This window comes from Pseudomonas poae, assembly GCA_028869255.1.
GTDB classification, from domain to species: domain Bacteria; phylum Pseudomonadota; class Gammaproteobacteria; order Pseudomonadales; family Pseudomonadaceae; genus Aquipseudomonas; species Aquipseudomonas poae_C.
In genome coordinates, this window is record CP110972.1 from 2,372,037 (window position 1) to 2,396,957 (window position 24,921).

Here is a 24,921-nt window from a genome sequence, read left to right on the forward strand (position 1 = left end):
CTTTTTCCTGTGAGGTGTGCGGATCAGCTCAGTTTGGAGCTGGTGCGACGCACGATGCGGATCTTGTGGGACAGCGTAGGCTTTTTGGTGACGCTGATGGCGCGGCGCGTCACCACGTCCAGGGTGATGTTCCAGAACCCGGTGCTGGGTGCGGTGATCTTGGCAGGGAATGTGTCGAAGGCTCCACCGTGGTAAGTGTGGCGGCCGCCGTTCTTGAAGCTGCGAAAGTTCGCATCGCTCATCAGGCGAATATTGCAGGTCTGCGAGCATTCGATGACGACAATGTCTCCCTCGTTGAGGTGCTCGCGCTGGTGGATGAATTTCATGAGGGTGTCTCCAGAAGGGCTTTTTCTGAAAAATCAGAACGATACGTAGGTTAAGATAGAGTTTATCAGCCCCAGCGCGTTTATTATCGGCCCGTGTTCAATGGCGTCGACAATTTAAAACAGTTATTTACCGAGTTATCAGGGATAAATCCTACGTGGGCGGGAGAAAATTACCATCCCCGCTGTCGTAGGGTCTTTATCGGAGGTTTTGTATGAAGTGGAGTGTGTTGGTTCTGGCCTTGGCGATAGGTGGATGTGCTTCGGTTGCAGATATCAAGCAGACACCGCCTACGCTGGCAGTCATCTCAGGGAAAAAACCGCAGGAATACGCCGCCTGCGTCGTGCATAAATTGTCTGCGACACGCCGGCCGCCGCAGATCGAGCCCCACAAAGACGGGATACAGGTGATCGTGCCGCAGAAATTCTCAGCCGACCCATCGGCGATTTTCGAGATTGAAGAGCGCTCGAGTGGCAGTAGTATCAAGCTCTACGAGAGCATGTCGAATGTGCCTATCCGTCCGGCTGACGTGAAGAAGGCCGGTGAAGAGTGCATTTCCGGCTGAGGCTGAATCCGATAAAAAGCTGACCCTGCCATGCCGCTCAAACCCTGGGTTTGCGCGGCATTTGTCTTTGCCTGGGAAACCCTTCATGAAACGTGAACATGTCAGAGCCCACCATGCCGAAGGCGATATTTCGGCTACCCATGTCATCCAGAACCCGGCCGACCTGGCTGAATGGATTGTATTTTTCAAGAAAAGCGGCGGCCGCAGTTTTTTCCTGGTGGATGAGCAGGACGAAGTAGAGTCATTCCCGCGTCTGGATGACCTGATCGAGACCCTTCGCGGTCTAGGGATCAAATTTGCCGAGATTCACCTGTAGGGCGCTCGCGCCTACTTGCAGACCACGACGACACTGCGGCTCTTGAAGTTGCCGACGTCCTTGCCCAGGGTTTTGTCGTCTTCGCTCAGCGCGGGCGTGCCCTCGGTGCCGACGATGCGATAACCAGTGCCGGCGCAGGACGCGTCGGCCTTTTCGTAGCAACTGGCCCAGGAATTGGCTTCGCCCGAGCAGTCGATGGTCAGGCCCTGTTCGCCGTTTTTCAGGTAAACGTCAGAGGTGGTCGTGCAGCCGGTGAGCGCCAGTACCGCAGTCAGTGCCAGAATCTTGTTCATGTGAGTTCGTCGTCAAGGGTGTTGGAGGGGAGTACAGACACTGTGGTGGGGCGTTTGCGGAAGATTATAGCGATCTGCCACCCAGGTACAGACAATCACAAAAAAGCCCCGTTCAACGGGGCTTTTTCAGCACAGCGGCGCGGTTTACTTGCCTTTGGGCCGCTTGCTCGACGCATGGCCTGCTTCATCCACAAACACTTCCGCTACTGCAATAGCTTGTTGTTCGGTCGCGAATGCACCGGCGACGCTGTCGCCGTGGAAGTTGATCAAGTGCCAACCGTCCGCTCGCTGTGTGATCAGGTAGCCGTTCACGCCTTTTGGTTCTGACATCTATTAACAATCTCGTGGTCTGGTTCAAGGGCCTAATGATAGCGCCAAATGCCGCAGGCCCGCGCAAGTTATTCCAGGTCAGTGTTCTGGGTGCAAAAGCATGCTAAAAGGGCTCGGCCCATGGAAACGGCGCGGTGCAGCAGTTTTGGCCATGCCGGGGGGAGATGCTCTTCGTAAGATCAGCGGAACTTACGCCGACATTTTTTCTCTATGATGACATCGCAACGCCAGCAGGACCCATTGTAAGGTGACTGCGGCCTGATTAGACTGCGCCGAATTTCGTACGCACAGCCCTTTGTAAGGACCCATATGATCAAGAAATGCTTGTTCCCAGCAGCCGGTTACGGCACTCGCTTCTTGCCAGCGACCAAGGCCATGCCCAAAGAGATGCTGCCGGTGGTGAACAAGCCACTGATTCAGTACGGCGTCGAAGAAGCACTGGATGCCGGTCTGAACGAAATCTCCATCGTGACCGGCCGTGGTAAGCGCGCACTGGAAGACCACTTCGACATCAGCTACGAGCTGGAAAACCAGATCAAGGGCACCGACAAGGAAAAGTACCTGGTTGGTATCCGCAAACTGCTGGACGAGTGCTCGTTCTCCTACACTCGTCAGACCCAGATGAAAGGCCTCGGCCACGCCATCCTCACCGGCCGCCCGCTGATCGGTGACGAACCGTTCGCCGTGGTACTGGCGGATGACCTGTGCGTGAACCTGGAAGGCGACGGCGTGCTGACCCAGATGGTCAAGCTCTACCAGAAATACCGTTGCACCATCGTCGCGGTCATGGAAGTGAACCCGACCGAAACCAACAAGTACGGGGTTATCGCCGGCGACGACATTGGTGATGGCCTGATCCGCGTACGTGACATGGTTGAAAAGCCAGCACCGGAAGACGCGCCTTCGAACCTGGCGATCATCGGTCGTTACATCCTGACCCCGGACATCTTCAAGCTGATCGAAGAAACCGAGCCAGGCAAAGGCGGCGAGATCCAGATCACCGACGCCCTGCTCAAGCAAGCCAAAGACGGTTGCGTGATTGCCTACAAATTCAAGGGCCAGCGTTTCGACTGCGGCGGCGCTGAAGGCTACATCGAAGCGACCAACTTCTGCTACGAGCACTTCTACAAGACTGGCAAGGCTTACTGATTCACGTTTGCCTGACTGCTCTAAAAAAGCCACCTTCGGGTGGCTTTTTCGTTTTTCAGCCCCATCTAAGTCGGTATGCTGATGTCCTGCCGAGGAGAGTGAAATGGCCTACGATTTTGACTTGTATGTAATTGGCGCCGGTTCAGGCGGTGTTCGTGCGGCGCGCTTCGCCGCAGGCTTTGGCGCCAAGGTGGCTGTCGCGGAAAGCCGCTACCTGGGCGGCACCTGCGTAAACGTTGGCTGTGTGCCGAAAAAACTGTTGGTCTACGGCGCGCATTTCGCCGAAGATTTCGAGCAGGCCAGCGGGTTTGGCTGGTCTTTGGGTGAGGCCAATTTTGACTGGGCCACCTTGATCGCCAATAAAGACCGCGAGATCAATCGCCTCAACGGCATCTATCGCAACCTGCTGGTCAACAGCGGCGTGACCCTGCATGAGGGGCATGCGCGCCTGGTTGATCCGCACCAGGTGGAAATCAACGGTGAGCGCTTCACCGCCAAGCACATCCTGATCGCGACCGGTGGCTGGCCACAGATTCCCGAGATTCCTGGGCGTGAGCATGCCATCGGCTCCAACGAGGCGTTTTTCCTCAAAGAGCTGCCCAAGCGCGTACTGGTGGTGGGCGGCGGTTACATTGCCGTCGAGTTCGCCGGGATTTTCCATGGCCTGGGGGCGCACACCACGCTGTTGTATCGCGGTGATCTGTTCCTGCGCGGCTTTGATGGCTCGGTGCGCACGCACTTGAAGGAAGAGCTGACCAAACGCGGCCTGGACTTGCAGTTCAACGCTGATATAGAGCGCATCGACAAGCAGGCGGATGGCAGTCTCAAGGCCACCTTGAAAGACGGCCGTGTGCTGGAAGCCGACTGTGTGTTCTATGCGACCGGTCGCCGTCCGATGCTCGACAACCTCGGGTTGGAAAACACCGGCGTCAAACTCGACAAGCGTGGCTTCGTCGAGGTCGACGACCGGTACCAGACCGCCGAATCGTCGATCCTGGCCATCGGTGACGTCATCGGCCGTGTGCAACTGACGCCGGTTGCCTTGGCTGAGGGCATGGCCGTTGCGCGTCGCCTGTTCAAGCCTGAGCAATATCGCCCGGTGGACTACGCGATGATCCCGACGGCAGTGTTCAGCCTGCCGAACATCGGCACCGTCGGCCTGACCGAAGAAGAAGCCAAAGACCAGGGCCACAAGGTGCAGATCTTTGAAAGCCGTTTTCGGCCAATGAAGCTGACCCTCACCGATTGCCAGGAAAAAACCCTGATGAAGCTGGTGGTCGACGCCGACACCGACAAGGTCTTGGGCTGCCACATGGTCGGCCCGGACGCCGGTGAAATCGTGCAGGGCCTGGCGGTCGCGCTCAAGGCGGGCGCGACCAAGCAGCATTTCGATGAAACCATCGGCGTGCACCCGACGGCGGCGGAAGAGTTCGTCACCATGCGTACGCCTGTGGCGAGTTGATCACGCCTGGGGCGTAGCCTCTGACGCCGTTGCAACGACGGCGGCCAGGCGCAATGCCTCGACCTGGGCCTGGGCCTTTATAAAGTCCAGCTCCAGGGCTTTGTGGGTGTGTTGCTGTTCGATCAGTGCGTCCTGGCGCGACTGGCTTTCCAGCGTAGCTACCCGCAAGCGCTCTTGCAGCAGGGTGCGCTCGCTGTCAATCAGGCTAATCTGTTCGCTCAACTTGAGCTGCTGCGCCTGGTCCTTGCGGGATTGCTCCTGCAGGGCGGTCAATTCCTTCACCGTTACTCGGTGCTCAATCAGCAGCCGCTCGTTGTCGCGGTGCAGTTGGGTGATTTCATCCTGGCGCACCATGGCGCTTTGCTGGGCCTGACGCAATTCGGCCTGTAGCTGTTGCAACTGCCCCTCATGTCGGCGTTGCTCTTGCTCGCGCTGTTCCTTGATTGCATTGCGGTAGTGCTCAAGGGCGTCGCGGGCGTGCAGGTGCTTTTCTTCCAGCGAACGAATCTGCTCGTCCTTGTCATTGATCCGCAGTTCGTAATCGCTGCACGCCTGGCTGAGCCCGGCGTTACGGGTTTGCTCGGTCTGCAGGCTGGTGCTGGCGGTTTGCAGGGCGGCGCTTTGTTCTGCCAAGGCTACGGCCTGTATCTCGAATTGCTGTTTGAGTTGGCTGTGAGCCTCTTCAAGCGCTTCAACCTGAGCGAGCAGGGCGGCTTTTTGTTGCTCGAACTGTGCGAGAGCCAGATCGATGGGCTCCTGGGCCTTGTCTTTCAAGCGCTGTGCCAACCGTGCCACTAGCTCGCCAAGCTCATCGTCGATAGGCGCTTCGGTAATGGCTAGGCGATTTTCGCTCTCGTCCAGCTCCTTCAAATAGCGGTGAATCGTGGTTTTAGAGCCGGTATTGCCCATTTCGATGCGTACGGCATCGATGCTTGGGTTCTCGCCACGGGCGAGGATCGCCAGGCGTGCCGTTTGAACTACTGCTTTATTAATGCCGCCGCGAGCCATGGGGTCTCCGTCGATTTAGTACTGTGGTATGTAGTATGTATTTACATACTATAACACGAATAAAAACACCTTTAAATTCATGATTTAACACATGGGATATTGGCGTATTATCCCGTGTCATAGCCGGTTTAATCCGCCAAGCACCCTGTAGCAGTACGAATAGGCCTTTCATGAGCGATCTGGATCGTTACCTCGACGCCGCCACCCGCGACAACACGCGCCGCAGTTATCGTGCAGCCATTGAGCACTTCGAGGTGAGTTGGGGCGGGTTCCTGCCGGCCACCAGCGACAGCGTGGCGCGCTACCTGGTGGCGCACGCCGGGGTGTTGGCGGTGAACACCTTGAAGCTGCGGCTCTCGGCGTTGGCGCAGTGGCACACCAGCCAGGGTTTTTCCGACCCCACCAAGGCGCCGGTGGTGCGTAAGGTGCTCAAGGGGATTCGGGCGGTGCACCCGGCGCGGGAGAAGCAAGCCGAGCCGTTGCAGCTCAGGCACTTGGAGCAGGTCGTGGCGTTTCTGGAGGCGGACGCGAAAGAAGCGAGCGCCGTCCAGGACCATCCTCGACTGCTGCGTGCCAAGCGCGACACAGCGTTGATCCTGCTGGGCTTCTGGCGCGGCTTTCGCAGCGATGAGCTGTGCCGCTTGGCTATCGAACATGTACACGCCACGCCGGGGGCGGGGATCAGCCTGTACCTGCCGCGTAGCAAAAGTGACCGCGACAACCTCGGCAAGACCTACCAGACCCCGGCGCTGCTGCGCCTGTGCCCGGTGCAGGCTTACGGCGATTGGCTCAGCGCTTCGGCTCTGGTGCGCGGGCCGGTGTTTCGCGGCATCGATCGCTGGGGCAATCTGGGCGAGGAGGGCTTGCACCCCAACAGTGTGATTCCGTTGTTGCGCCACGCCCTGGAGCGCGCCGGCATCCCCGCCGAGCAATACACCAGCCACTCGCTGCGCCGGGGCTTTGCCACCTGGGCGCACAGCAGCGGCTGGGATTTGAAGTCATTGATGAGTTACGTCGGTTGGAGCGACATGAAATCCGCCATGCGCTATGTTGAAGCGACGCCCTTTCTTGGCATGACCCTGGCGACTCAACCGCTGCTTTGAGATTTCTTCTATTAATACAGTTACCTGATAGGGAAAACCAATCGTCAGCATCAGGTTTGCCAATGAGCCATCGGCCGAGAGAGTGGGTAGGATTCACCTCATCAACTTCTTAACCCCTGACGGAGAGTCAACGATGCCTATCATCAACAGCCAAGTAAAACCGTTCAAAGCTACCGCATACAAAAACGGCAACTTCGTAGACGTGTCGGACGCTGACCTGAAAGGCAAATGGTCCGTAGTCTTCTTCTACCCAGCCGACTTCACCTTCGTATGCCCAACCGAGCTGGAAGACCTGGCTGATAACTACGCCGAATTCCAGAAACTGGGCGTCGAAATCTACAGCGTTTCCACCGACACCCACTTTGCCCACGCTGCCTGGCACAACACTTCGCCAGCCATCGGCAAAATCCAGTACACCATGATCGGCGACCCAACCCTGACCATCTCCCGCAACTTCGACGTGCTGATCGAAGAAGCTGGCCTGGCAGACCGCGGTACTTTCGTAATCAACCCGGAAGGTCAGATCAAGATCGTTGAACTGAACGACGGCGGTGTTGGCCGTGACGCTTCCGAGCTGCTGCGCAAAATCAAGGCTGCCCAGTACGTTGCTGCCCACCCAGGCGAAGTGTGCCCAGCCAAGTGGAAAGAAGGCGAAGCCACCCTGGCTCCGTCCCTGGACCTGGTCGGCAAGATCTAAGTCTGTGAAGTATCAAGGGCGGGAATCCGCACTTAAGTAAGCTGCATCCGCCCCCAAAACGCCCGGGCGAGATTCGCTCGGGCGTTTTTTTGTCTGCAATAAACCGAATTAATAGGAAATCGCCCGTATGTTGGACGCCAATCTTAAAGCTCAGTTGAAGTCATACCTGGAACGGGTCACCCAGCCGATCGAGATCGTCGCCTCCCTCGACGACGGCGCGAAATCCCAGGAAATGCTTGCCCTTTTGCAGGACGTAACCAGCCTCACGACGCTGATTACCCTGAAAACCGATGGCGATGATGCGCGCAAGCCATCGTTCTCCATCAACCGCCCGGGTGCCGATATCAGCCTGCGTTTTGCCGGCATCCCCATGGGCCATGAATTCACTTCGTTGGTGCTGGCCCTGCTGCAAGTCGGTGGCCACCCGTCGAAGGCCAGTGTCGAAGTGATTGAACAGATCCGCGCCCTCAAAGGTGAGTTCAGCTTCGAGACGTACTTCTCGCTGTCCTGCCAGAACTGCCCGGACGTGGTCCAGGCACTGAACCTGATGGCCGTGCTTAACCCGAATATTCGCCACGTGGCCATCGACGGTGCGCTGTTCCAGGCTGAAGTCGACCAGCGCCAGATCATGGCGGTGCCAAGTGTCTACCTCAACGGGGTGAACTTCGGCCAGGGCCGCATGGGCCTGGAAGAAATCCTCGCCAAGCTCGACACCAGCGGTATCGAAAAGGCCGCCGAAAAAATCAGCGCCAAAGATGCATTCGATGTGCTCGTCGTCGGCGGTGGCCCAGCCGGTTCTGCGGCCGCTATCTACGCTGCGCGTAAAGGCATCCGCACCGGTGTCGCGGCTGAGCGATTCGGCGGGCAGGTGCTGGACACCATGTCGATCGAGAACTTTATCTCGGTACAGGAAACCGAAGGACCGAAATTGGCCAGCGCCCTGAAGCCCACGTGCGTCAGTACGACGTGGACATCATGAACCTGCAGCGCGCCAGCAGCCTGATCCCGGCTAAAAACCCCGGCGATCTGCATGAGATCCGCTTTGAAAGCGGTGCGACGCTCAAGTCCAAGACCGTGATCCTGGCCACCGGCGCCCGCTGGCGTGAAATGGGTGTGCCGGGTGAGCAGGAATACAAAGCCAAGGGCGTGTGCTTCTGCCCGCACTGCGATGGTCCGTTGTTCAAGGGCAAGCGTGTGGCGGTGATCGGCGGCGGTAACTCCGGCGTTGAGGCAGCCATCGACCTGGCCGGTATCGTCAGTCACGTGACCTTGCTTGAGTTCGACAGCAAGTTGCGCGCCGACGCCGTGTTGCAGCGCAAGCTGTACAGCCTGCCGAACGTTGACGTGATCACCAGCGCGCTGACCAGTGAAGTCAAAGGCGACGGTCAAAAAGTCACCGGCCTGGCGTATAAGGATCGTGACAGCGGTGAGTTCAAGACCATCGACCTGGAAGGCATCTTTGTACAGATCGGTTTGCTGCCCAATACTGACTGGCTCAAAGGCACTGTGGAGCTGACCCCGCGTGGCGAGATCATCGTCGATGCACGTGGCGAGACTTCGCTGCCGGGTGTGTTCGCTGCCGGCGACGTAACGACCGTGCCGTACAAGCAGATTGTGATCGCAGTAGGCGAGGGCGCCAAGGCTTCGCTGAGTGCCTTCGATCACCTGATCCGCACTTCCGCCCCTGCGTAAATCCTGGCCCGGAAATGAAAAACCCCATGAGTGATCATGGGGTTTTTTAATGCCTGAAGCTGTTACATCGGCGCTGGCTGGATGATCTCAACCCAGTACGCGTCCGGGTCCTTGATGAACGCCAGGCTTTTCATACGGCCATCGGTCAAACGCTTCTGGAAATCGCAGCCCAGGGCTTCAAAACGTTCGCATGCAGCGACGATATCCGGCACCGAAATGCAGATATGGCCAAAGCCACGCGGGTCGGTATTGCCGTTGTGGTAGGCAAAGTCGGCATCGTTTTCGGTGCCGTGGTTGTGGGTCAGTTCCAGGATGCCCGGGATCGACTTCATCCACTGGGTGCGTTCGGCGGCGTCGGCCGGGATCTGCGATTTGTCCACCAGGGCCAGGAAATACAGGCTGAATTCGGCTTCCGGGAAGTCGCGTTTTTCAACCAGCGAAAACCCCAGAACACGGGTATAGAAGTCCAGCGACTTGGTGATGTCCTTGACCCGCAGCATGGTGTGGTTGAACACGAAGTTCGAGGTGGCGGTGTCAGGCTGGGCGGTGACGCCCGGGAAAGTGTTCAATTCGTGCAGGCTCATGGGCCCTCCAGAAAAAAATGGGCTTGCGGCAAGCATCCGTAGCCCGGCCATGATACGCAACGCCCACCGGCTGCGCCAAATGAAAAAGGTCGCGTAGGCCTTGCGAGCGCAGGTGGCGGGCCTCAAACTTTGCCGCCTGAACCTTGGGCGTTTTTTGCAATGATCGAATCTCGTAAATCGCTGTTGAGCGCTGTGTGCCTACTGTTGGGCAGCCCTTTTGTGCTGGCGGCCGACCCGCAGATTCACTGGCCCAGTGGCTGGCAGGTGGAGGAAGTGGTACCCGACGACCAGGCGCCGGTGAAGCCTTCGAATGTGTCGCGCCAACGCGCCATCAAGAATGATGAAAATGGTACGACCTTGATGGTCATGGAGTTGACCGGTACGCCGATTGAGGCGGGACATAAAGTTAATCTTCAAGGCGTGTTGCTGGAAATGCGTAAATCCATCCAGAAGGATTTCGCCCAAGGCGGTTATCAAAGTGTGTGCACCAAAATGCACCCTACAACATTGAGTGGTCTTGACGCGCTGGAAACTACTTGCGTGATTACCGAAAACGGCCGACACGTGCTGTCACAAACATTGGTGGGCGCTGTTGATACCGACAAAGCCTATGTTTTTTCATACGCAGGCCAGGCGCAAGCCTACGATGCCAGCAAGGATGAAGTGACTTCGGTACGTGACAGTCTGAAACTTTAAAGGCGTGGGCGAGCGGTTGTGAACAAAGTGAAATGTTATTTAAGTTCGGTTTCGAACCCTTGAATAAAAAAGGCCCCGCATCGGCGGGGCTCTTTGTTAGTGCTGCTTGATCACTTGCGCAACCAGGACTCTACGGTGTCTGCACCGTGCTGTTCTTTCCAGGCTTTGAGGCCACGGTGGTTGCCGCCTTTGGTCTCGATCAGTTCGCCGGTGTGCGGGTTCTGGTAAACCTTGACCACGCGTGCACGGCGCTGCTTGGGAGCAGGGGCGGCCGAAGCGCCGGCCTTGCCCAGGTTAGGATCAAGGATGGCGATGATGTCACGCAGGCTTTTGCCGTAAGTCTTCATCAATCCTTGAAGCTTTTCTTCGAATTCGATTTCCTTCTTCAGGCCGGCGTCGTTCTTCAGGGATTCGAGCTGGGCAAGCTGCTCTTGAAGGGCTTTTTCTGCTGCGCGAAATTCGGCGAGTCTGGACAAAATAGGTACTCCAAATAGTGTATGGCTGATATCAACTGTAAACAAAGCTATAAGCCAAGAGCTGTAAGGCAACTCAGAAAAGACGCCTTCCTGCGAGTGCTGCACAGGCAGGAAAAAATTGTAGTAGTTAATTCGCTACGAGTAAATCATGTCTTTTGTCTTATTAAGATTATTTCAGCGCGCCTAGTGCATGGCTATTCAATGGCTGGACAAGGATTTAATGAACTCATCGCACGGTAAAGGTCTGCCGAACAGGTAGCCCTGTAGGAACTCCACACCTTTCGCCGCCAGATAATCGCATTGCTGCGCTGTTTCCACGCCTTCTGCAACGATGCCCAGGTCGAGCTTGCCAGACAGTTCTATGATGCTGTCGAGAATATGCCGGGAGAGTGCATCGGCACCGATCATGGCGACAAAACTCTGGTCGATCTTCAAGTAGTCCACATTGAAGTTACGCAAGTAAGCCAGGCTGGAATGGCCGGTCCCGAAGTCATCAATGGCAATCATCACGCCCAGTTCGTGCAGGGCGTCGAACAGCCGGCGGGTGATATCGGTGGGTGCGATCAGCTCGCGCTCGGTCAGCTCCAGCACCAGCGTGACCTGGCCGACCGCAAAGGCGGCGAGAAACTCTCGGCAGTCGTCCACCAGCGCCAGATCCTGGCAGTGCCGGGCGGTGATATTGACGCCGATATGAAAGCCCTGGCTGAATCGCGACGCATGAGGCGACAGTTGCGCAGCGGTCTGTCGAAGCAGGGCGCGGGTCATGGGGACGATCAGGCCGCAATCTTCAGCCAGCGGGATAAACAGGTCCGGGCGTACCAGCCCTTCCTTCGGATGCTTCCAGCGCATCAGCACTTCGCAGCCCGCCCATTCGCGGGTGTCGCCTCGCACTACCGGCTGAAAATACGGAATAAATTCATTGGCGCCCAACGCCCGTTGCAGCTCATGGGTTGGCGCTGAAACGCGCTTTTGCAGCCAATGCGCGAACAGACCCGCCAGTACTCCAAAGAACAGCACCAGGCTGAACAGCGCCGGATAACGCGCTTGCATGTAGCGCCATACTTCCCCAGGCGGCATGCCGGCGTCGACGCTGTAGCGGTAGCGCTCAGACGCCAGATGATGGTGGGCTACGGCAAACGCCGGCAGCGCTGTGTTGCGCACTTTGCCATCGTCGCCGAGCCAGTGGGGGCCTACTTGCAGAACCAGCTGCGCATAACGGCTGATCAGGCGCAGGGCGTTGGTCAGGTGGTAGCCATCAATCGAGGCAAACGCGGCTTTGTCGCCGTCGACCAGCCGATAAACCAGCAGCGCGGTATCGGGTGTTACCGGGTTGCCATTCATCAGCCACAACCGCCCATCCACGTAGTCGTCGGGATTGACCGGCGACTCGTAATTGCTGCCGAACAATGAGCTGCAATAGATATTCTTTTGCCAGGACAGGGTTGTGGCCCGCACAAACGGCCGGCGCGTGACCTGCTCACGCAGCGCCAGCTGGGCACCGTTATCGCAAGGCTGGCCGGCCAACGGCAGCAGGGTCTGGGCGGCGAGGGCGGTGTTGTCGAGCATCAGGTCGAATTGGCGCACGGCCTCTTGCGCGGTTTGCGCCGTGCTCAGTTCGAGGCTGCGCTCGGCTTGCCAGTGCAGGATGACCCCCCCAGCAAGACCGGCAGCAGCCCGCTCAGGAGACTGATCGAATGGCGGCTGAGGGGCTTTCGAGGGCCTTTGACGGTGAGGGGCATGGACTTTTTTGGCCTGTTGCGCAGAGGGCTTTACCGGAGGGCGGGCCCGGGATGCCCGGATGATAGACGGCTCGGTTCAAATTTGCTCGCCGAGCCAAGGCTTTGCGCAATCTCGATGAAGGCCAGGGTGGCCGGTGAAGACTGGCGGCGATCCAGCACCGCCAGGCCGATGCGGCGCGATACCCGGGGCGACAGCGGCCGTTTTACATAGCGCGGGTCGTGGGCCTGCGGCAATGAAGCCTCTGCGACAATGCTCAAGCCGTCCCCACGGCTGACGGCTTCCAGGGTGCTGAGGAGCTGTGCGCAGCGGTAGTGGACCTTGGGGCGCAATTGGTGGGCGCTGAACAAGCGTGTGACCAGTTCAGAGGAGCCGGCTTCGGTGAGGATAAACGGATCGTCACACAGGTCCCGCAACGCAAGCGTCTCGCGTGCGGCCAGTGCATGGTCGGCGGGCAGCAGCGCCACCATCTGGTCCTCGAACAGCAGGCAGGTGTCGAAGCGTTCCTGCTCCAGCACCACAAAGCCCACATCGATCCGCCGCTCATCCAGCCATTGCAGCACTTGCCGGTCGGGCCCTTCGTCTACGTGCACCTCAATTCCCGGATGGGCGGCGCGAAAGCGGCTGAGAATGCCGGGTAGCAGGTGAATCGACGCGGTCGGCCCGAATGAGCCAATGCGCAAGGTGCCGCGCTTCATGCCCCGGGCATCGGCGGCTTCCTGCTGCAGGGTACTGGCCAGCCCCAGCATCGCACGTGCGCGACCCAGCAATTGCTGGCCAATGTCGCTCGGCTCTACCAGCGTCTGATGGCGCCGAAACAGCGCGACGCCGAGCTCCTGCTCCAGCGCCTTGATGGCATGGGACACCGCCGATTGGCTGATGCCCAGGCGATGAGCGGCAGGGGTGAAGCCTTGCAGCTCAGCCACCAGCGAGAAGATTTCCAATTGGGTCAGGGTCATGAGTAAACACTCATTTTACGATGATCGATCATTAGCAGGAGCATACGCGAATTCTCCTCTACCTTGAGCCCACTCGCATGAGCGATCGCCTGACTTATTGCAAACTCGCCGCCGTCACCATGATCTGGGGCGGCACTTTTGTCGCCGGGCGTTTCCTGGTGGATCAGGTCAACCCGCTGCTGGCCGCCAGCCTGCGGTTTATCTTGGCCAGCCTGGCGCTGCTGCTGTTCATGGCCCTGGCGCGTATTCGGCTGGCCAGCCCAACGCGTCGGCAACTGGCGCAACTCTCGGTCTTGGGTTTTTTCGGGATTTTTTTCTACAACCTGTGTTTTTTCTATGGGTTGCAATACATCAATGCGTCGCGGGCCTCGTTGATTGTCGCGCTTAACCCGGCAGTGATCGGCTTGGCCAGTTGGCTGATATTCAAAGAGCGCCTGGGCCGCGTCAAGCTGATGGGGATTGGCCTGTGCCTGATGGGTGCGGCCACTAGTGATTGTCAGCCGCAACCCCCAGCTATTGCAGGAAACGGCGAATGCCTGGGTCGGAGACTTGCTGATCCTCGGTTGTGTGGCCGGGTGGGGCGTCTACTCGCTGTGTTCCCGTGGGCTTAACCAAAGCCTGGGGCCCTTGCAGACCGTCACCTGGTCGGTATTGCTCGGCACACTGATGCTGAGCATCACCACCTTTGCCATGGGGAACCTCAGCCTGGAAGGGCTCGGCAACCTTGGCCGGACCCAGTGGCTGAGTCTGGCGTACCTGGGCGTGCTGGGTTCGGCCTTGGCGTACATCGGCTATTACGACGGCATCCGACGCATCGGCGCGACGCGCTCCGGCGTGTTTATCGCCCTCAACCCGCTGACCGCGGTGATCAGCGGCGCGCTGCTGCTCGGCGAACAGCTGAGCATGCCCATGCTGGTGGGCGGAGCCGTCATCCTGCTGGGTATCTACTGGTGCAATAAACCCCTTGCACCGACCATGAGAATGGGGATTTGATAAGAGTACGGACAAATACGGTTACGCTGTGTAGAATCGATTTACGCATACAAGAATATGGACCTGCGCTCACGCAAGCCTCGGCCGTCAGAGACTGATGTAACCATGAAGCTACTCGGCTCCCCCTCATCTTTGGTGACTTCCTCGCCCGCAGCGTGCGGGGCCTTTCCTGTGCGCCACCGTGCCACCTCATCCTTGCTCGCAACTGACTGATTGCTTACTACAAGAATGATGAGGTGCCGAAATGGCCGACCAATACGAAAACCCAATGGGCCTGATGGGCTTTGAATTTATCGAGTTCGCCTCGCCGACCCCGGGCATCCTGGAGCCGATCTTCGAGATCATGGGCTTCACCAAAGTCGCGACCCACCGCTCCAAGAACGTGCACCTGTACCGCCAGGGCGAGATCAACCTGATCCTTAACAACGAGCCCAACAGCATCGCCTCGTACTTCGCGGCGGAGCACGGCCCGTCGGTGTGCGGCATGGCGTTCCGGGTCAAGGACTCGCAAAAAGCCTACAACCGCGCCCTGGAGCTGGGCGCCCAGCCGATCCACATCGAGACCGGCCCGATGGAACTGAACCTGCCGGCCATCAAGGGTATCGGTGGTGCGCCGTTGTACCTGATCGACCGTTTCGGCGAGGGCAGCTCACTCTATGATATCGACTTCGTGTACCTCGAAGGCGTGGAGCGCAACCCGGTCGGCGCGGGCCTCAAGGTCATCGACCACCTGACCCATAACGTGTACCGCGGGCGCATGGTCTACTGGGCCAACTTCTATGAGAAGCTGTTCAACTTCCGTGAAGCGCGCTACTTCGACATCAAGGGCGAGTACACCGGCCTGACGTCCAAGGCCATGAGCGCCCCGGACGGTATGATCCGCATCCCGCTCAACGAGGAGTCGTCCAAGGGTGCCGGGCAGATCGAAGAGTTCCTGATGCAGTTCAATGGCGAGGGCATCCAGCATGTGGCCTTCCTCACCGACGACTTGGTGAAGACCTGGGACGCGTTGAAGAAAATCGGCATGCGCTTCATGACCGCGCCGCCGGATACCTACTATGAAATGCTTGAAGGCCGTCTGCCAAACCATGGCGAGCCGGTCGATCAGCTGCAGGCGCGTGGCATTTTGCTGGACGGTTCTTCGGTGGCAGGTGACAAGCGCCTGTTGCTGCAGATCTTTTCGGAAACCCTGATGGGCCCGGTGTTTTTCGAGTTCATCCAGCGCAAGGGCGATGACGGCTTTGGCGAGGGCAACTTCAAGGCGTTGTTCGAATCCATCGAACGCGACCAGGTGCGTCGTGGTGTATTGACCACCGAGTAACTGTTTGAAGGCATGAGCAAATTCTCTGCCGGTCCACCCCCACACCCTGCGAGCGCTATGCTTTCGCAGGGTGTTTTGTTTGGACAATCCGAAAAGGCCCTCATCAGGGCCGGCGTGGAACGTGGCAACGGTCCTGGATCACAGAGGTAGGCAGTTTACTACTCACCTCAAGAGGTTTTCCGATGCTCAGTGCACTCAGCTCACTCCCGCCGCAAAATATGTCCCTTCCCTTGAACCAACAGCCCACGTCGGCGAGCGGTGTCCGCTCAGCCAGTGAGGACGATCACGCCGACACCGCCTATCTGGCCTACATGAGTCACATACGGTCAGCCTTTCGCGACGGCACGCTGACGGCTGAGGAGCGTGCGCTGGCCACTGCCGCCGTGTCACCTCCCAAGGTCGGTGCGCCGGGTGTGCAGGTTTCCACCTTTGCCGTGGATGGCGCTCAAGCCAACGACATTGTGATGATCAAGCGTGTGCCCGAAACGGCGGACGGTCCGAATTTTCAGCTGTACATACCAGAGGATGGAGAATCCTCGTTTCACGCCTTCAGCACTCGTGGGCAAATGACTGCCTGGCTCAAAGACCTGGCCAATGATCCGGCCAGGCTGGACAAGTTCGCCAGGCATTTCTCTGATCATCTGGCGCCCATGCAGGTAAATCGGGTGAAACAGAAAATGACCGCGTTCGTCGCTGGGGATATCAATGCAGTGGTCGGCAGTTTCGCTTTCGAGAAGGGCGATATATTCGCGCGCCTGGACCAAGACGTCACCCAGCCGCCGCCCGTCAACGGCCTGATCAAGACCCACCTGCATCGCCTCACGCCCGATGGGCGGGCGACCTACATCGGAACCCGATCGGATGGAGAAAAGGTGTTGTTCACCTTCGACGCTTACGGGAACCTGCACGGTGGCAGCAAAGATGGTTTTTACTTCGTTAAAAACGGCCTGAACACCGATGAGCCGCTCGAACGCATTACCCAAAAAGAATATGCACGCAAGGTCGTCCGCGAGTCCTTGGACAACGTCGGCGCCAATGACTTGCGCGGGCTTTTCGACGAGTTTCTCAAACAGCTCAGGAGCCCGGGCCATGGATTGGGCGTCGCACTGGTGGTATTCGGCGTGCCTGAAGACGTGGCTAACTCCATCGAAACCATCGCCAAAAACCCGGTCAGCGGAGCGTTGCGTGAATTGAACCAACACAATCGTCTTGGCAAGCTATTTGGCGTCGATAAGGCAACCATGGACAGCCACCTGGAACAGATTGGCACTCATGTTCAGAACGCCATCCCAGGTTACGGCAGCATAAGAGTCGGGTTGGACAGCCTGGCCGATACTCTCGAACTCACCCGCAGTGAATCCGCCGCCACTGCCGGCTGATCCACCCCAGGGGGATGGATACCCCGACCGCCACTCAGGCCCGACGCTGACGCACCAGATGCTTGAAGCCTTCGTACACCAGCACCATCACCGCCAGCCAGATCGGAATATAGGTCAGCCATTGGGCGCCCTGGATCCCTTCGCCCAGCAGCAACGCCACTCCCAGCAACAGCACCGGCTCGACGTAGCTGAGCAAGCCGAACAGGCTGAACGCCAGCAAGCGGCTGGCAATGATATAGCTCACCAGCGCCGATGCACTGATCAGCCCCAGTATCGGGATCAATGCATACAGCTTGGGATGGGCATCGAACACCGCAACCCCTTGTTCGCCACTGTGCACAAACCACCAGGCCACCGGCAGCATCAGCGCCATGTCCAGCCACAGGCCGCCCAGATTATCGGTCTTGAGGTATTTGCGCACGATGAAGTAGAGCGGGTAACCGATGATCACCACCAATGTCGCCCAGGAAAAACCACCGGACTGGTACAACTCGTTGAGCACCCCCAGGGCGGCAAAAAACACGGCGATCTGTTGCAGGTGCGACAGTTGTTCACCCCACACCAGCCGCCCGGTCAGGACCATGGTCAACGGCAGCAGGAAGTAACCCACGGATACATCCAGGCTGCGACCATTCAGCGGCGCCCACATAAACAGCCACAACTGCACGCCCAGCAAGGCGCAAGACAGCACCACGCCAGCGATCAGCCGAGGGTTGCCCGCCAACATCCGCATCAGCTCCCACACCCGCCGCCATTCGCCGCTGACGAGCATGAACACGGTCATGCAGGGCACGGTGAGCAACATGCGCCAGCCGAAAATCTCCAGGCCGCTCAATGGCGTAAGCAACGATGTGAAGTAATACATCACGGCAAACAACGCCGAGGCCGATACCGATAAAACAACACCTTTAGACACACTGTCCTCGCGAAAACCGATTGCTGCAAAAAGAGGGGGATTTCAGGAGGGGATTATGGTGCCTGTTGCGTGAAACGGCTGCTCTGTTTTGGGGCGGATTGCGGGAAATTTTCTCACTACCCCTGGCGAAGGGGCAGTGATCTGGACTTTAGGGCCGTGGGAGTCGGCCTGAGACGAAGTGCCCCACATCATTGAACCCCGGTGTGGACGAATGCCCCGGTGTCACCAGCGAATCGATAAACGCCTCGTCCTGCGCCGTGATCTTCACCTCCAGCGCACCCGTGTAGGCATCCCACTGCGCCTCGGTACGCGGCCCGACAATCGCCGAACTCACGGCTGAGTTGTTCAGCACCCAGGCAATCGCAAACTCCACAATCCCCACGCCACGCCCCTGGGTGTATTGCTGAATCTGCTGGGCGATGCGCAGCGACTCCATCCGCCATTCCGTCTCCAGGATACGTTTGTCCTGGCGCGCCGCACGGCTGCCGGCTTCGGGCGTTACATCCGGCGCATACTTGCCGCTGAGCACGCCACGGGCCAACGGGCTGTAAGGCACCACGCCCAGGCCATAGGCAGCCGCGGCGGTGATCTGCTCGACCTCGGCCTGGCGGTTGACGATGTTGTACAGCGGCTGGCTGATCACCGGCTTGTCCACGCCCAGCCGCTCGGCCACGCGAATCACCTCGGCGATCCGCCAGCCGCGATAGTTGGACAGGCCCCAATAGCGGATCTTGCCCTGGCGGATCAGGTCGCCAATCGCCGACACCGTCACTTCCAGCGGGGTGTTGTGGTCTTCGCGGTGCAGGTAGTAGATATCCAGGTAATCGGTGTCCAGGCGAGTCAGGCTGGCGTCCAGCGCGTTGAAAATGCGCTTGCGGCTCAGGCCGCTGCGGTTCGGCAGGCCATCGGTGGGGCCAATCGCGACTTTGGACGCCACCACCCAGTCCTCACGATGACGGGCGATGGCTTCGCCGACGATTTCTTCGGAGCGCCCGCCAGTGTAGACGTCGGCGGTGTCGATAAAATTGATGCCCTGGTCCCAGGCCTTGTCGATGATGCGCAGCGAGTCTTCGGTACTGGTCTGTTCGCCAAACATCATGGTACCCAGGGTCAACGCGCTGACCTTCAAACCGGACTCGCCCAATGTGCGGTAAATCATGCAAAGCTCCTTGCGGCTGTGAAACGTGCGCTATGCAATACCAGAGTCAAGGGCTCTGGAACAAGCCCAGCAGGTGATTCTTCATTCTGCCAGCAAGGTCCGACAGCGCTCCTGTAAAAATCGATGCAGCACTTTCACCCGTTCCGACACCTGCAGGCGATGAGGGCACATCAGGTTGAAAGGCGTGGGTTCGCCTTGCCATTCAGGCAACAGCGGCACCAGCCGTCCGGCCTTGATGTCGCGGGCAATATCAAGGTTGGCCTTGTAGGCGATGCCGTGGCCGGCCAGGGCCCAGCGCCGCACGATTTCACCGTCGTCGCTGAGGTAATCACCGGTGACCTCGACCTCCTGCAGCACTGCGCCCTGACGAAAATACCAGGTGCTGTTGGCCCGCCCCCGGCGCATATAGCGCAGCGTACTGTGCCCGGCCAAATCGGCAGGCGTACGCGGCGTACCGTGGCGGGCCAGGTAGCCTGGGCTGGCGCAGGGAATGCGATGGTGGCCGGGAACCACCGGCAGCGCCACCAGGCTGGAATCCTGGGGCACGCCAAAGCGCAGGGCGATGTCGACCGTGTCGCGGAACAAATCGGCATTGCTGTCGTTGAGCAATAGCTGCAGGCGGATGTTCGGGTGTTCGAGTTTGAACTCATCCAGCCAGCCCAGCAGCACATTGCGCCCGAAATCCGAGGGGGCCGCCAACTGCAACAAGCCGCTGAGGCTCTGGCCTTGCTGTTTGATCGCTTGCTCGCCTTCAGACAGCGCCTCCAGCGCCACGCGCACGCTGTCCAGGTAACGCCGGCCTTCCTCGGTGAGGCGCATGCTGCGGGTCGAGCGCGCCAGCAGGCGCATGCCCAGCCGGGTTTCGAGGCGTTTGAGGGCGATACTCGCCGCCGCCGGTGTCAGGCTGAGGCTACGTGCGGCCGCCGACAGGCTGCCCGTATCGGCGGTGCGCACGAAGACCTCAAGGTCGAGGATTGAGCTCATTTGTAAAAATCCTTTAAAGATCTTGTCGTTTTACCGGGATTTTTCGCCGATTGCCAAACTGGGAAGATGAACGCTCACTTTCTGAACCAGGACATTTCCCATGACTTCTTCCCTCAAGGGTAAAACCGTCGTCGTAATCGGCGGCAGCAGCGGTATCGGCGCCGCCGTGGCCAAGGCCGCCGCCGCCTGTGGTGCCCAGGTGGTGCTGGCGGGGCGCCGCCTGACGTCGGGTGTGGACAACGGCCTGCGCAGCGAGCCGGTGGATGTCACCGACGCCGCCTCCCTGCAACGGCTGTTCGAGGCCGTCGGGCGCTTTGATCATCTGGTGTATACCTCCGGTCCGTCGGTGCGCGCCAAGCCGCTGGCCGAGACCGATCTGGATGAGGCCCAGGAGAACTTCAATGTAAAACTCTGGGGCTCGCTGCGGGCGATTCAGCTGGCACTGCCGTTTCTCGACGAGCGCGGCAGCATCAGCCTGACCTCCGGGCAATTGGGCCGCAAACTGGCAGCGGGCCAGTTCATCAAGACTGGCATCAACGCCGCGACTGAAGCACTCGGCAAGCAACTGGCCAAGGAGTTGGCGCCGCGCCGGGTCAATGTGATCAGCCCGGGGGTGATTGATACGCCGGCGTATGCGGGGCTCGCCGAAGAACAGCGCCTGGCGATGTTTGCCAAAGCCGGTGCCGCGTTGCCGGTCGGCCGGGTAGGGCAGGCTGAGGAGGTGGCGGCGGGGTATGTGCTGGCCATGGAGAATGGCTTTATGACCGGCGCGGTGATCGATATCGACGGCGGCGGCCTGCTGTAAACACAAGGGCTAACTGTGGGGGCTGGCTTGTGTGGGAGCGGGCTTGCTCGCGAAGGCGGAGTGTCAGTCAATCTATCAGGCGACTGAACCAACGCCTTCGCGAGCAAGCCCGCTCCCACACTGACCTGACTCAGGCTTTCAAGGTCCGCGTCATGCGCAGGGCAAGCACACTGCCGGCGACAATCACCGCTGCCAACAGGTACAAGGCCACATCCGTGGACCCGGTGGCATCCTTCACAAAGCCGACGATATACGGGCTGAGGAAGCCTGCCATCTGGCCCATGGAGTTGATCAGCGCCAAACCGCCGGCCGCTGCGCCCGCGCTGAGCATAGCGGTGGGCACCGGCCAGAACATCGGCAGGCCGGTGAGGGCGCCCATGGTGGCGATGGTCAGGCCGAGGATGGCGATGGCGGGGGTCGTCGCGAAATTCACGGCGATCACCAGGCCGATGGCGCCCATCAACATCGGCACCACCAAGTGCCAGCGGCGCTCTTTGCGCAGGTCGGCCGAGCGGCCCACCAGCAGCATGAACACCGCCGCCAGCAGATACGGAATCGCACTGAGCCAGCCGATCACCAGGTTATCGCTGAAACCGAGGTTCTTGATGATCGACGGCAGCCAGAAGTTGATCGCGTACACGCCGCTCTGGATGCAGAAGTAGATCAGGCCGAACGCCCAGATTGCCGGGTTCTTGAACACTTCGGCCAGCGAGTCGGTGCTGGTTTTCGGCTTGTTCGCAAGGTCGGTGGCTTGGTCGGCTTCCAGCACAGCGCGCTCATGCGGCTTGAGCCACTTGGCGTGGGCGAAGCTGTCGCTGAGCAGGAAGTAGGCAAGGGCGCCGAGGATCACGGTCGGGATGCCCTGCAGCAGGAACATCCACTGCCAGCCTGCCAAACCGCCTTGGCCGGCGGCGAAATGGTTGAGGATCCAACCGGAAAACGGGCTGCCGAGCAACCCGGACACCGGGATCGCCGACATGAACAACGCCATGATCCGCCCACGGCGGAACGTCGGGAACCACTGCGAGAGGTACAGCACCACACCGGGGAAGAAGCCGGCTTCGGCGGCACCGGTAAACAGGCGCAAGGTGTAGAAATGCGTCGGCGTGGTGACGAACAGCAAGCAGGTGGACAAGGTGCCCCAGACGATCATCATCAAGGCGATCCAGCGCCGTGGACCGAATTTGGTCAGCGCCAGGTTGCTCGGCACGCCGCACAGCACGTAGCCGATAAAGAAGATCCCGGCACCCAGGCCGTACACGGTTTCGCTGAATTTCAGTGCATCGAGCATCTGCAACTTGGCAAAGCCAACGTTTACCCGGTCGAGGTAATTGAACAGATAGCAGATGAAAATGAAGGGAATCAGGCGCAGGGTAATGCGCTTGTAGATGGCGTTTTTATCGTCATCGGTGGCCAGTGTGGCAGCGGCGCTCTGTGACATGGGAGTCTCTCTTTATTATGATTTTTGGCGATGCGCAGGTAACGTTGATCGCCCAAAGAGTCTCGACCACCTTGCAGGGTGCTGTCTTTGTGCTTGCGCACAGTGAAGCATCAATTGCGCTGTGCCTGTGACCAACCCGTCGTTTCAAGGAAATTAGAACCATGTTCGAGCTGGATCATGACCTGGCACAGGATATTGTCGATCGCACCATGGCGATCCTGCCCTACAACGTCAATGTCATGGACAGCCAGGGCCTGATTCTCGGAAGCGGCGAGCCGGAGCGCATCAATACCCGCCACGAAGGCGCGCAGCTGGTGCTGGCCAATGGACGCGTGGTGGAAATCGACGGGCAGACCGCCAAGCATCTCAAGGGCGTGCAGCCTGGGATCAACCTGCCATTGATGCACGATCAGCGCCTGATCGGTGTGCTCGGCATCACCGGTGAGCCGGAAGGGCTGCGCACCTATGCCGAGCTGGTGCGCATGACCGCCGAAATGCTGGTCAGCCATCGCCACCAGCAGGTCGAGCAACAATGGCGGCGCCAGCGCTGCGACGACTTGCTGGCCTTGCTGCTGGCCGACAGCGGCGACTCTCCGCGCCTGGTAGACGAGGCCCAGCAACTGGGCCTCAAGCCGCAGCTGGCACGCACGCCGTACCTGTTCGAGCTGGGCGTGGGGCAATCGGCAGAGGCCTTGAGTGCCTGGCTGACGTCGCGTTATCCGGACAGCTGGTGCGTGAGTTCGGCGCAGTTTTCGTTGCTATGGTGCCGGCCTGCGTCGGTGCCGGTCGACAATTCGCGCCTGCTGGAAAAGCTTGAGGGCCAGGGCTGGAACATCCTTCGCGTGGCGGTGGGCGGGCAGGCCGATAGCTTGGCGGGCCTGCGCCGTTGTTACCGTCGGGTCGGCGACTTGCTGGCTTATGGTCGCGATGTGTTGCCGCAGTCGCGGCTGTTGACCCTGAACCGCTACCGCCTGCCGGTGATGCTCTGGCGCCATCGTAACGATGATGCGCTGGACGAACTGTTAAACCCGTTGCGCAAGGTGCTGGCCAAGGACAGCAACGGCCAGCTCATGGCCACGCTACGCAGCTGGTGCGAACACGACGGGCAAAGCCAGGCGTGTGCCGATGCCCTGGGTATCCATCGCAACAGCTTGCGTTACCGCATGGAACGCATCGCTGAACTCAGTGGCGTCGACCCGCTGACCCTGGATGGCATGCTTGCGCTGTACCTGGGTGTGCAGTTATTGCCCCAGGCTTTGTCGGAATGAACAACAAACCCCACTCGTACTTGTGCATTGGACCGGCGTTATTGGCGGTGCCAGCTGGCAGCATGGGCGTCATAAAAACCGGAGAAAGCCCATGAAAATCATCATCGCCCCCGACTCATTCAAGGACAGCCTGAGTGCCGAAGGCGTGGCCCAAGCCATTGCCCGAGGGTTGGCGCAAGTCTGGCCGGATGCACAGTTGATCCAGTGCCCGATGGCGGACGGCGGTGAAGGCACAGTGGATGCGGTGCTCGCGGCCTGCAACGGCGAGTTGCGACGCGAGGCCGTGCGTGGGCCGCTGGGCGGTACGGTTGAGGCCCGTTGGGGCTGGTTGGCCGACAGCCACACCGCCATTATCGAAATGGCCGAAGCCAGTGGCCTGCAACTGGTGCCACCGGGCCAGCGCGATGCGTGCTCCAGTAGCACCTACGGCACCGGTGAACTGATTCGCGCGGCGCTGGATCTGGGGGGCGCAGCGCATCATCCTGGCGATTGGCGGCAGCGCGACCAACGATGGCGGTGCGGGCGCGATGCAGGCGTTGGGTGTGCAGCTATTGGACGCTGACCGACAAGCGTTGGCGCCGGGTGGCCTGGCGTTGGCCCGTCTGGCGCATATCAACCTGCAAAATCTCGACCCACGTTTGGCCGAGGTGCGTTTTGAGATTGCGGCGGATGTGAATAATCCTCTGTGTGGTCCGCAGGGCGCCTCGGCGATTTTCGGCCCGCAGAAGGGCGCCAACCCTGAGCAAGTGCAACAGTTGGATGCTGCGCTTGGGCACTTCGCTGACCTTTGCGCCCAGGTACTGCCCCGGGATGTGCGGGATGAGCCGGGCAGTGGCGCCGCTGGTGGCTTGGGGTTTGCCGCCAAGGCGTTTCTGGGGGCGCAATTTCGCGCTGGCGTGGAAGTGGTGGCTGAGCTGGTTGGGCTGGACCAGGCGGTACGCGGGGCGGATCTGGTGTTCACGGGGGAGGGGCGTTTTGACGCGCAGACGTTGCGTGGTAAAACGCCGTTTGGCGTGGCGCGTGTGGCGCAGCGTCATGGTGTGCCGGTGATTGTGATTGCCGGGACTTTGGGGGACGGTTATGAGCAGATGTATGCGCATGGGGTGGATGCCGCGTTTGCTTTGCCTTCTGGGCCGATGAGTCTGGAGCAGGCGTGCACGGAGGCGCCGCGGTTGTTGTGTGAGCGGGCGGTGGATATTGCGCGGGTTTGGTGGGTGGCTGGGGGGCGCTGAGGGCTGAGGGCTGAGTGTATATCCGTTATTTG

At 59.6% G+C, this 24,921-nt stretch carries 22 protein-coding genes and 4 pseudogenes; 14 read left to right on the plus strand and 12 right to left on the minus strand.

Features of this window, described 5'->3' with window-relative positions:
* Window positions 1–23 precede the first annotated feature (23 nt).
* Window positions 24–326 (minus strand): DUF1883 domain-containing protein, encoded by a 303-nt coding sequence (locus LRS56_10935; GenBank protein ID WDU64925.1) that lies wholly within the window; start codon window positions 324–326, stop codon window positions 24–26.
* 212 nt (window positions 327–538) lie between these two features.
* Here LRS56_10935 and LRS56_10940 point away from each other — a divergent pair, with 212 nt between their 5' ends.
* The gene (locus LRS56_10940) at window positions 539–889 is read left to right on the plus strand and encodes a hypothetical protein (protein WDU64926.1); all 351 of its coding nucleotides are present in this window, start codon (window positions 539–541) and stop codon (window positions 887–889) included.
* A gap of 85 nt (window positions 890–974) precedes the next feature.
* Entirely contained in the window at window positions 975–1,205 is a 231-nt protein-coding gene (locus LRS56_10945; protein WDU64927.1) for a hypothetical protein, read from the plus strand.
* A gap of 11 nt (window positions 1,206–1,216) precedes the next feature.
* On the opposite strand, the gene LRS56_10950 is transcribed toward LRS56_10945, so the two are convergent.
* Window positions 1,217–1,498: a hypothetical protein gene (locus LRS56_10950; GenBank protein ID WDU64928.1), complete on the minus strand. Its 282-nt coding sequence runs from the start codon at window positions 1,496–1,498 to the stop codon at window positions 1,217–1,219.
* A gap of 144 nt (window positions 1,499–1,642) precedes the next feature.
* Window positions 1,643–1,828, minus strand: coding sequence for a hypothetical protein (locus tag LRS56_10955; GenBank protein ID WDU64929.1), 186 nt, complete (start codon window positions 1,826–1,828; stop codon window positions 1,643–1,645).
* Window positions 1,829–2,137: 309 nt separating this feature from the next.
* On the opposite strand from LRS56_10955, the gene galU reads away from it, so the two are divergent.
* Both galU and gorA read left to right on the plus strand, forming a co-directional pair.
* Complete coding sequence (gene galU / locus LRS56_10960; GenBank protein WDU64930.1) at window positions 2,138–2,977, plus strand: UTP--glucose-1-phosphate uridylyltransferase GalU; 840 nt, start codon at window positions 2,138–2,140, stop codon at window positions 2,975–2,977.
* 103 nt (window positions 2,978–3,080) lie between these two features.
* A complete protein-coding gene (gene gorA / locus LRS56_10965; GenBank protein ID WDU64931.1) occupies window positions 3,081–4,439 on the plus strand; it encodes a glutathione-disulfide reductase in 1,359 nt (452 codons plus the stop codon).
* On the opposite strand, the gene LRS56_10970 is transcribed toward gorA, so the two are convergent.
* Window positions 4,440–5,447: a DNA-binding protein gene (locus tag LRS56_10970; protein WDU64932.1), complete on the minus strand. Its 1,008-nt coding sequence runs from the start codon at window positions 5,445–5,447 to the stop codon at window positions 4,440–4,442.
* Window positions 5,448–5,617: 170 nt separating this feature from the next.
* On the opposite strand from LRS56_10970, the gene LRS56_10975 reads away from it, so the two are divergent.
* The 3 genes and pseudogenes from LRS56_10975 (at window position 5,618) to ahpF (ending at window position 8,939) form a co-directional block, all read left to right on the plus strand.
* Entirely contained in the window at window positions 5,618–6,550 is a 933-nt protein-coding gene (locus LRS56_10975) for a tyrosine-type recombinase/integrase (GenBank protein ID WDU64933.1), read from the plus strand.
* A 133-nt stretch (window positions 6,551–6,683) separates the two neighbouring features.
* On the plus strand, window positions 6,684–7,247 hold the full coding sequence (ahpC, locus tag LRS56_10980) for an alkyl hydroperoxide reductase subunit C (GenBank protein WDU64934.1): 564 nt from the start codon (window positions 6,684–6,686) through the stop codon (window positions 7,245–7,247).
* Window positions 7,248–7,374: 127 nt separating this feature from the next.
* Window positions 7,375–8,939: pseudogene (gene ahpF / locus LRS56_10985) on the plus strand (alkyl hydroperoxide reductase subunit F).
* Between the two features lie 62 nt (window positions 8,940–9,001).
* On the opposite strand, the gene gloA reads toward ahpF, so the two are convergent.
* A complete protein-coding gene (gene gloA, locus LRS56_10990) occupies window positions 9,002–9,523 on the minus strand; it encodes a lactoylglutathione lyase (GenBank protein WDU64935.1) in 522 nt (173 codons plus the stop codon).
* A 159-nt stretch (window positions 9,524–9,682) separates the two neighbouring features.
* Between gloA and LRS56_10995 the strand changes: the two genes are divergently transcribed.
* Window positions 9,683–10,219 (plus strand): DUF4946 domain-containing protein, encoded by a 537-nt coding sequence (locus LRS56_10995; protein ID WDU64936.1) that lies wholly within the window; start codon window positions 9,683–9,685, stop codon window positions 10,217–10,219.
* Window positions 10,220–10,329: 110 nt separating this feature from the next.
* Here LRS56_10995 and LRS56_11000 read toward each other — a convergent pair whose 3' ends face one another.
* The 3 genes and pseudogenes from LRS56_11000 to LRS56_11010 all read right to left on the minus strand — a co-directional run bounded on the left by LRS56_11000 (window position 10,330) and on the right by LRS56_11010 (window position 13,391).
* The gene (locus LRS56_11000) at window positions 10,330–10,695 is read right to left on the minus strand and encodes a DNA binding protein (protein WDU64937.1); all 366 of its coding nucleotides are present in this window, start codon (window positions 10,693–10,695) and stop codon (window positions 10,330–10,332) included.
* 198 nt (window positions 10,696–10,893) lie between these two features.
* Window positions 10,894–12,434, minus strand: a pseudogene (locus LRS56_11005) (cyclic diguanylate phosphodiesterase).
* Between the two features lie 30 nt (window positions 12,435–12,464).
* Window positions 12,465–13,391 carry a LysR family transcriptional regulator gene (locus LRS56_11010; protein WDU64938.1) on the minus strand — a complete coding sequence of 309 codons (927 nt, stop codon included), beginning with the start codon at window positions 13,389–13,391 and terminating at the stop codon, window positions 12,465–12,467.
* A gap of 77 nt (window positions 13,392–13,468) precedes the next feature.
* On the opposite strand from LRS56_11010, the pseudogene LRS56_11015 reads away from it, so the two are divergent.
* From LRS56_11015 to LRS56_11025, 3 genes and pseudogenes are all read left to right on the plus strand, one after another.
* Window positions 13,469–14,384 (plus strand): annotated as a pseudogene (locus LRS56_11015) (EamA family transporter).
* A gap of 244 nt (window positions 14,385–14,628) precedes the next feature.
* On the plus strand, window positions 14,629–15,705 hold the full coding sequence (gene hppD, locus LRS56_11020) for a 4-hydroxyphenylpyruvate dioxygenase (GenBank protein WDU64939.1): 1,077 nt from the start codon (window positions 14,629–14,631) through the stop codon (window positions 15,703–15,705).
* 182 nt (window positions 15,706–15,887) lie between these two features.
* Window positions 15,888–17,084: a hypothetical protein gene (locus LRS56_11025; GenBank protein ID WDU64940.1), complete on the plus strand. Its 1,197-nt coding sequence runs from the start codon at window positions 15,888–15,890 to the stop codon at window positions 17,082–17,084.
* 34 nt (window positions 17,085–17,118) lie between these two features.
* On the opposite strand, the gene rarD is transcribed toward LRS56_11025, so the two are convergent.
* The 3 genes from rarD to LRS56_11040 form a co-directional block, all read right to left on the minus strand.
* The gene (rarD, locus tag LRS56_11030) at window positions 17,119–18,000 is read right to left on the minus strand and encodes an EamA family transporter RarD (GenBank protein WDU64941.1); all 882 of its coding nucleotides are present in this window, start codon (window positions 17,998–18,000) and stop codon (window positions 17,119–17,121) included.
* A gap of 148 nt (window positions 18,001–18,148) precedes the next feature.
* Window positions 18,149–19,159 (minus strand): aldo/keto reductase, encoded by a 1,011-nt coding sequence (locus LRS56_11035; GenBank protein ID WDU64942.1) that lies wholly within the window; start codon window positions 19,157–19,159, stop codon window positions 18,149–18,151.
* Between the two features lie 81 nt (window positions 19,160–19,240).
* On the minus strand, window positions 19,241–20,143 hold the full coding sequence (locus tag LRS56_11040; protein ID WDU64943.1) for a LysR family transcriptional regulator: 903 nt from the start codon (window positions 20,141–20,143) through the stop codon (window positions 19,241–19,243).
* Between the two features lie 100 nt (window positions 20,144–20,243).
* Here LRS56_11040 and LRS56_11045 point away from each other — a divergent pair, with 100 nt between their 5' ends.
* Window positions 20,244–20,948 (plus strand): SDR family oxidoreductase, encoded by a 705-nt coding sequence (locus tag LRS56_11045; protein WDU64944.1) that lies wholly within the window; start codon window positions 20,244–20,246, stop codon window positions 20,946–20,948.
* A 130-nt stretch (window positions 20,949–21,078) separates the two neighbouring features.
* Here the strand turns inward: LRS56_11045 and LRS56_11050 are convergent, their stop codons facing one another.
* On the minus strand, window positions 21,079–22,389 hold the full coding sequence (locus LRS56_11050; GenBank protein WDU64945.1) for an MFS transporter: 1,311 nt from the start codon (window positions 22,387–22,389) through the stop codon (window positions 21,079–21,081).
* A 161-nt stretch (window positions 22,390–22,550) separates the two neighbouring features.
* On the opposite strand from LRS56_11050, the gene LRS56_11055 reads away from it, so the two are divergent.
* Entirely contained in the window at window positions 22,551–23,657 is a 1,107-nt protein-coding gene (locus LRS56_11055; protein WDU64946.1) for a helix-turn-helix domain-containing protein, read from the plus strand.
* A gap of 91 nt (window positions 23,658–23,748) precedes the next feature.
* A pseudogene (locus tag LRS56_11060) lies at window positions 23,749–24,889 on the plus strand (glycerate kinase).
* Window positions 24,890–24,921: the final 32 nt, after the last annotated feature.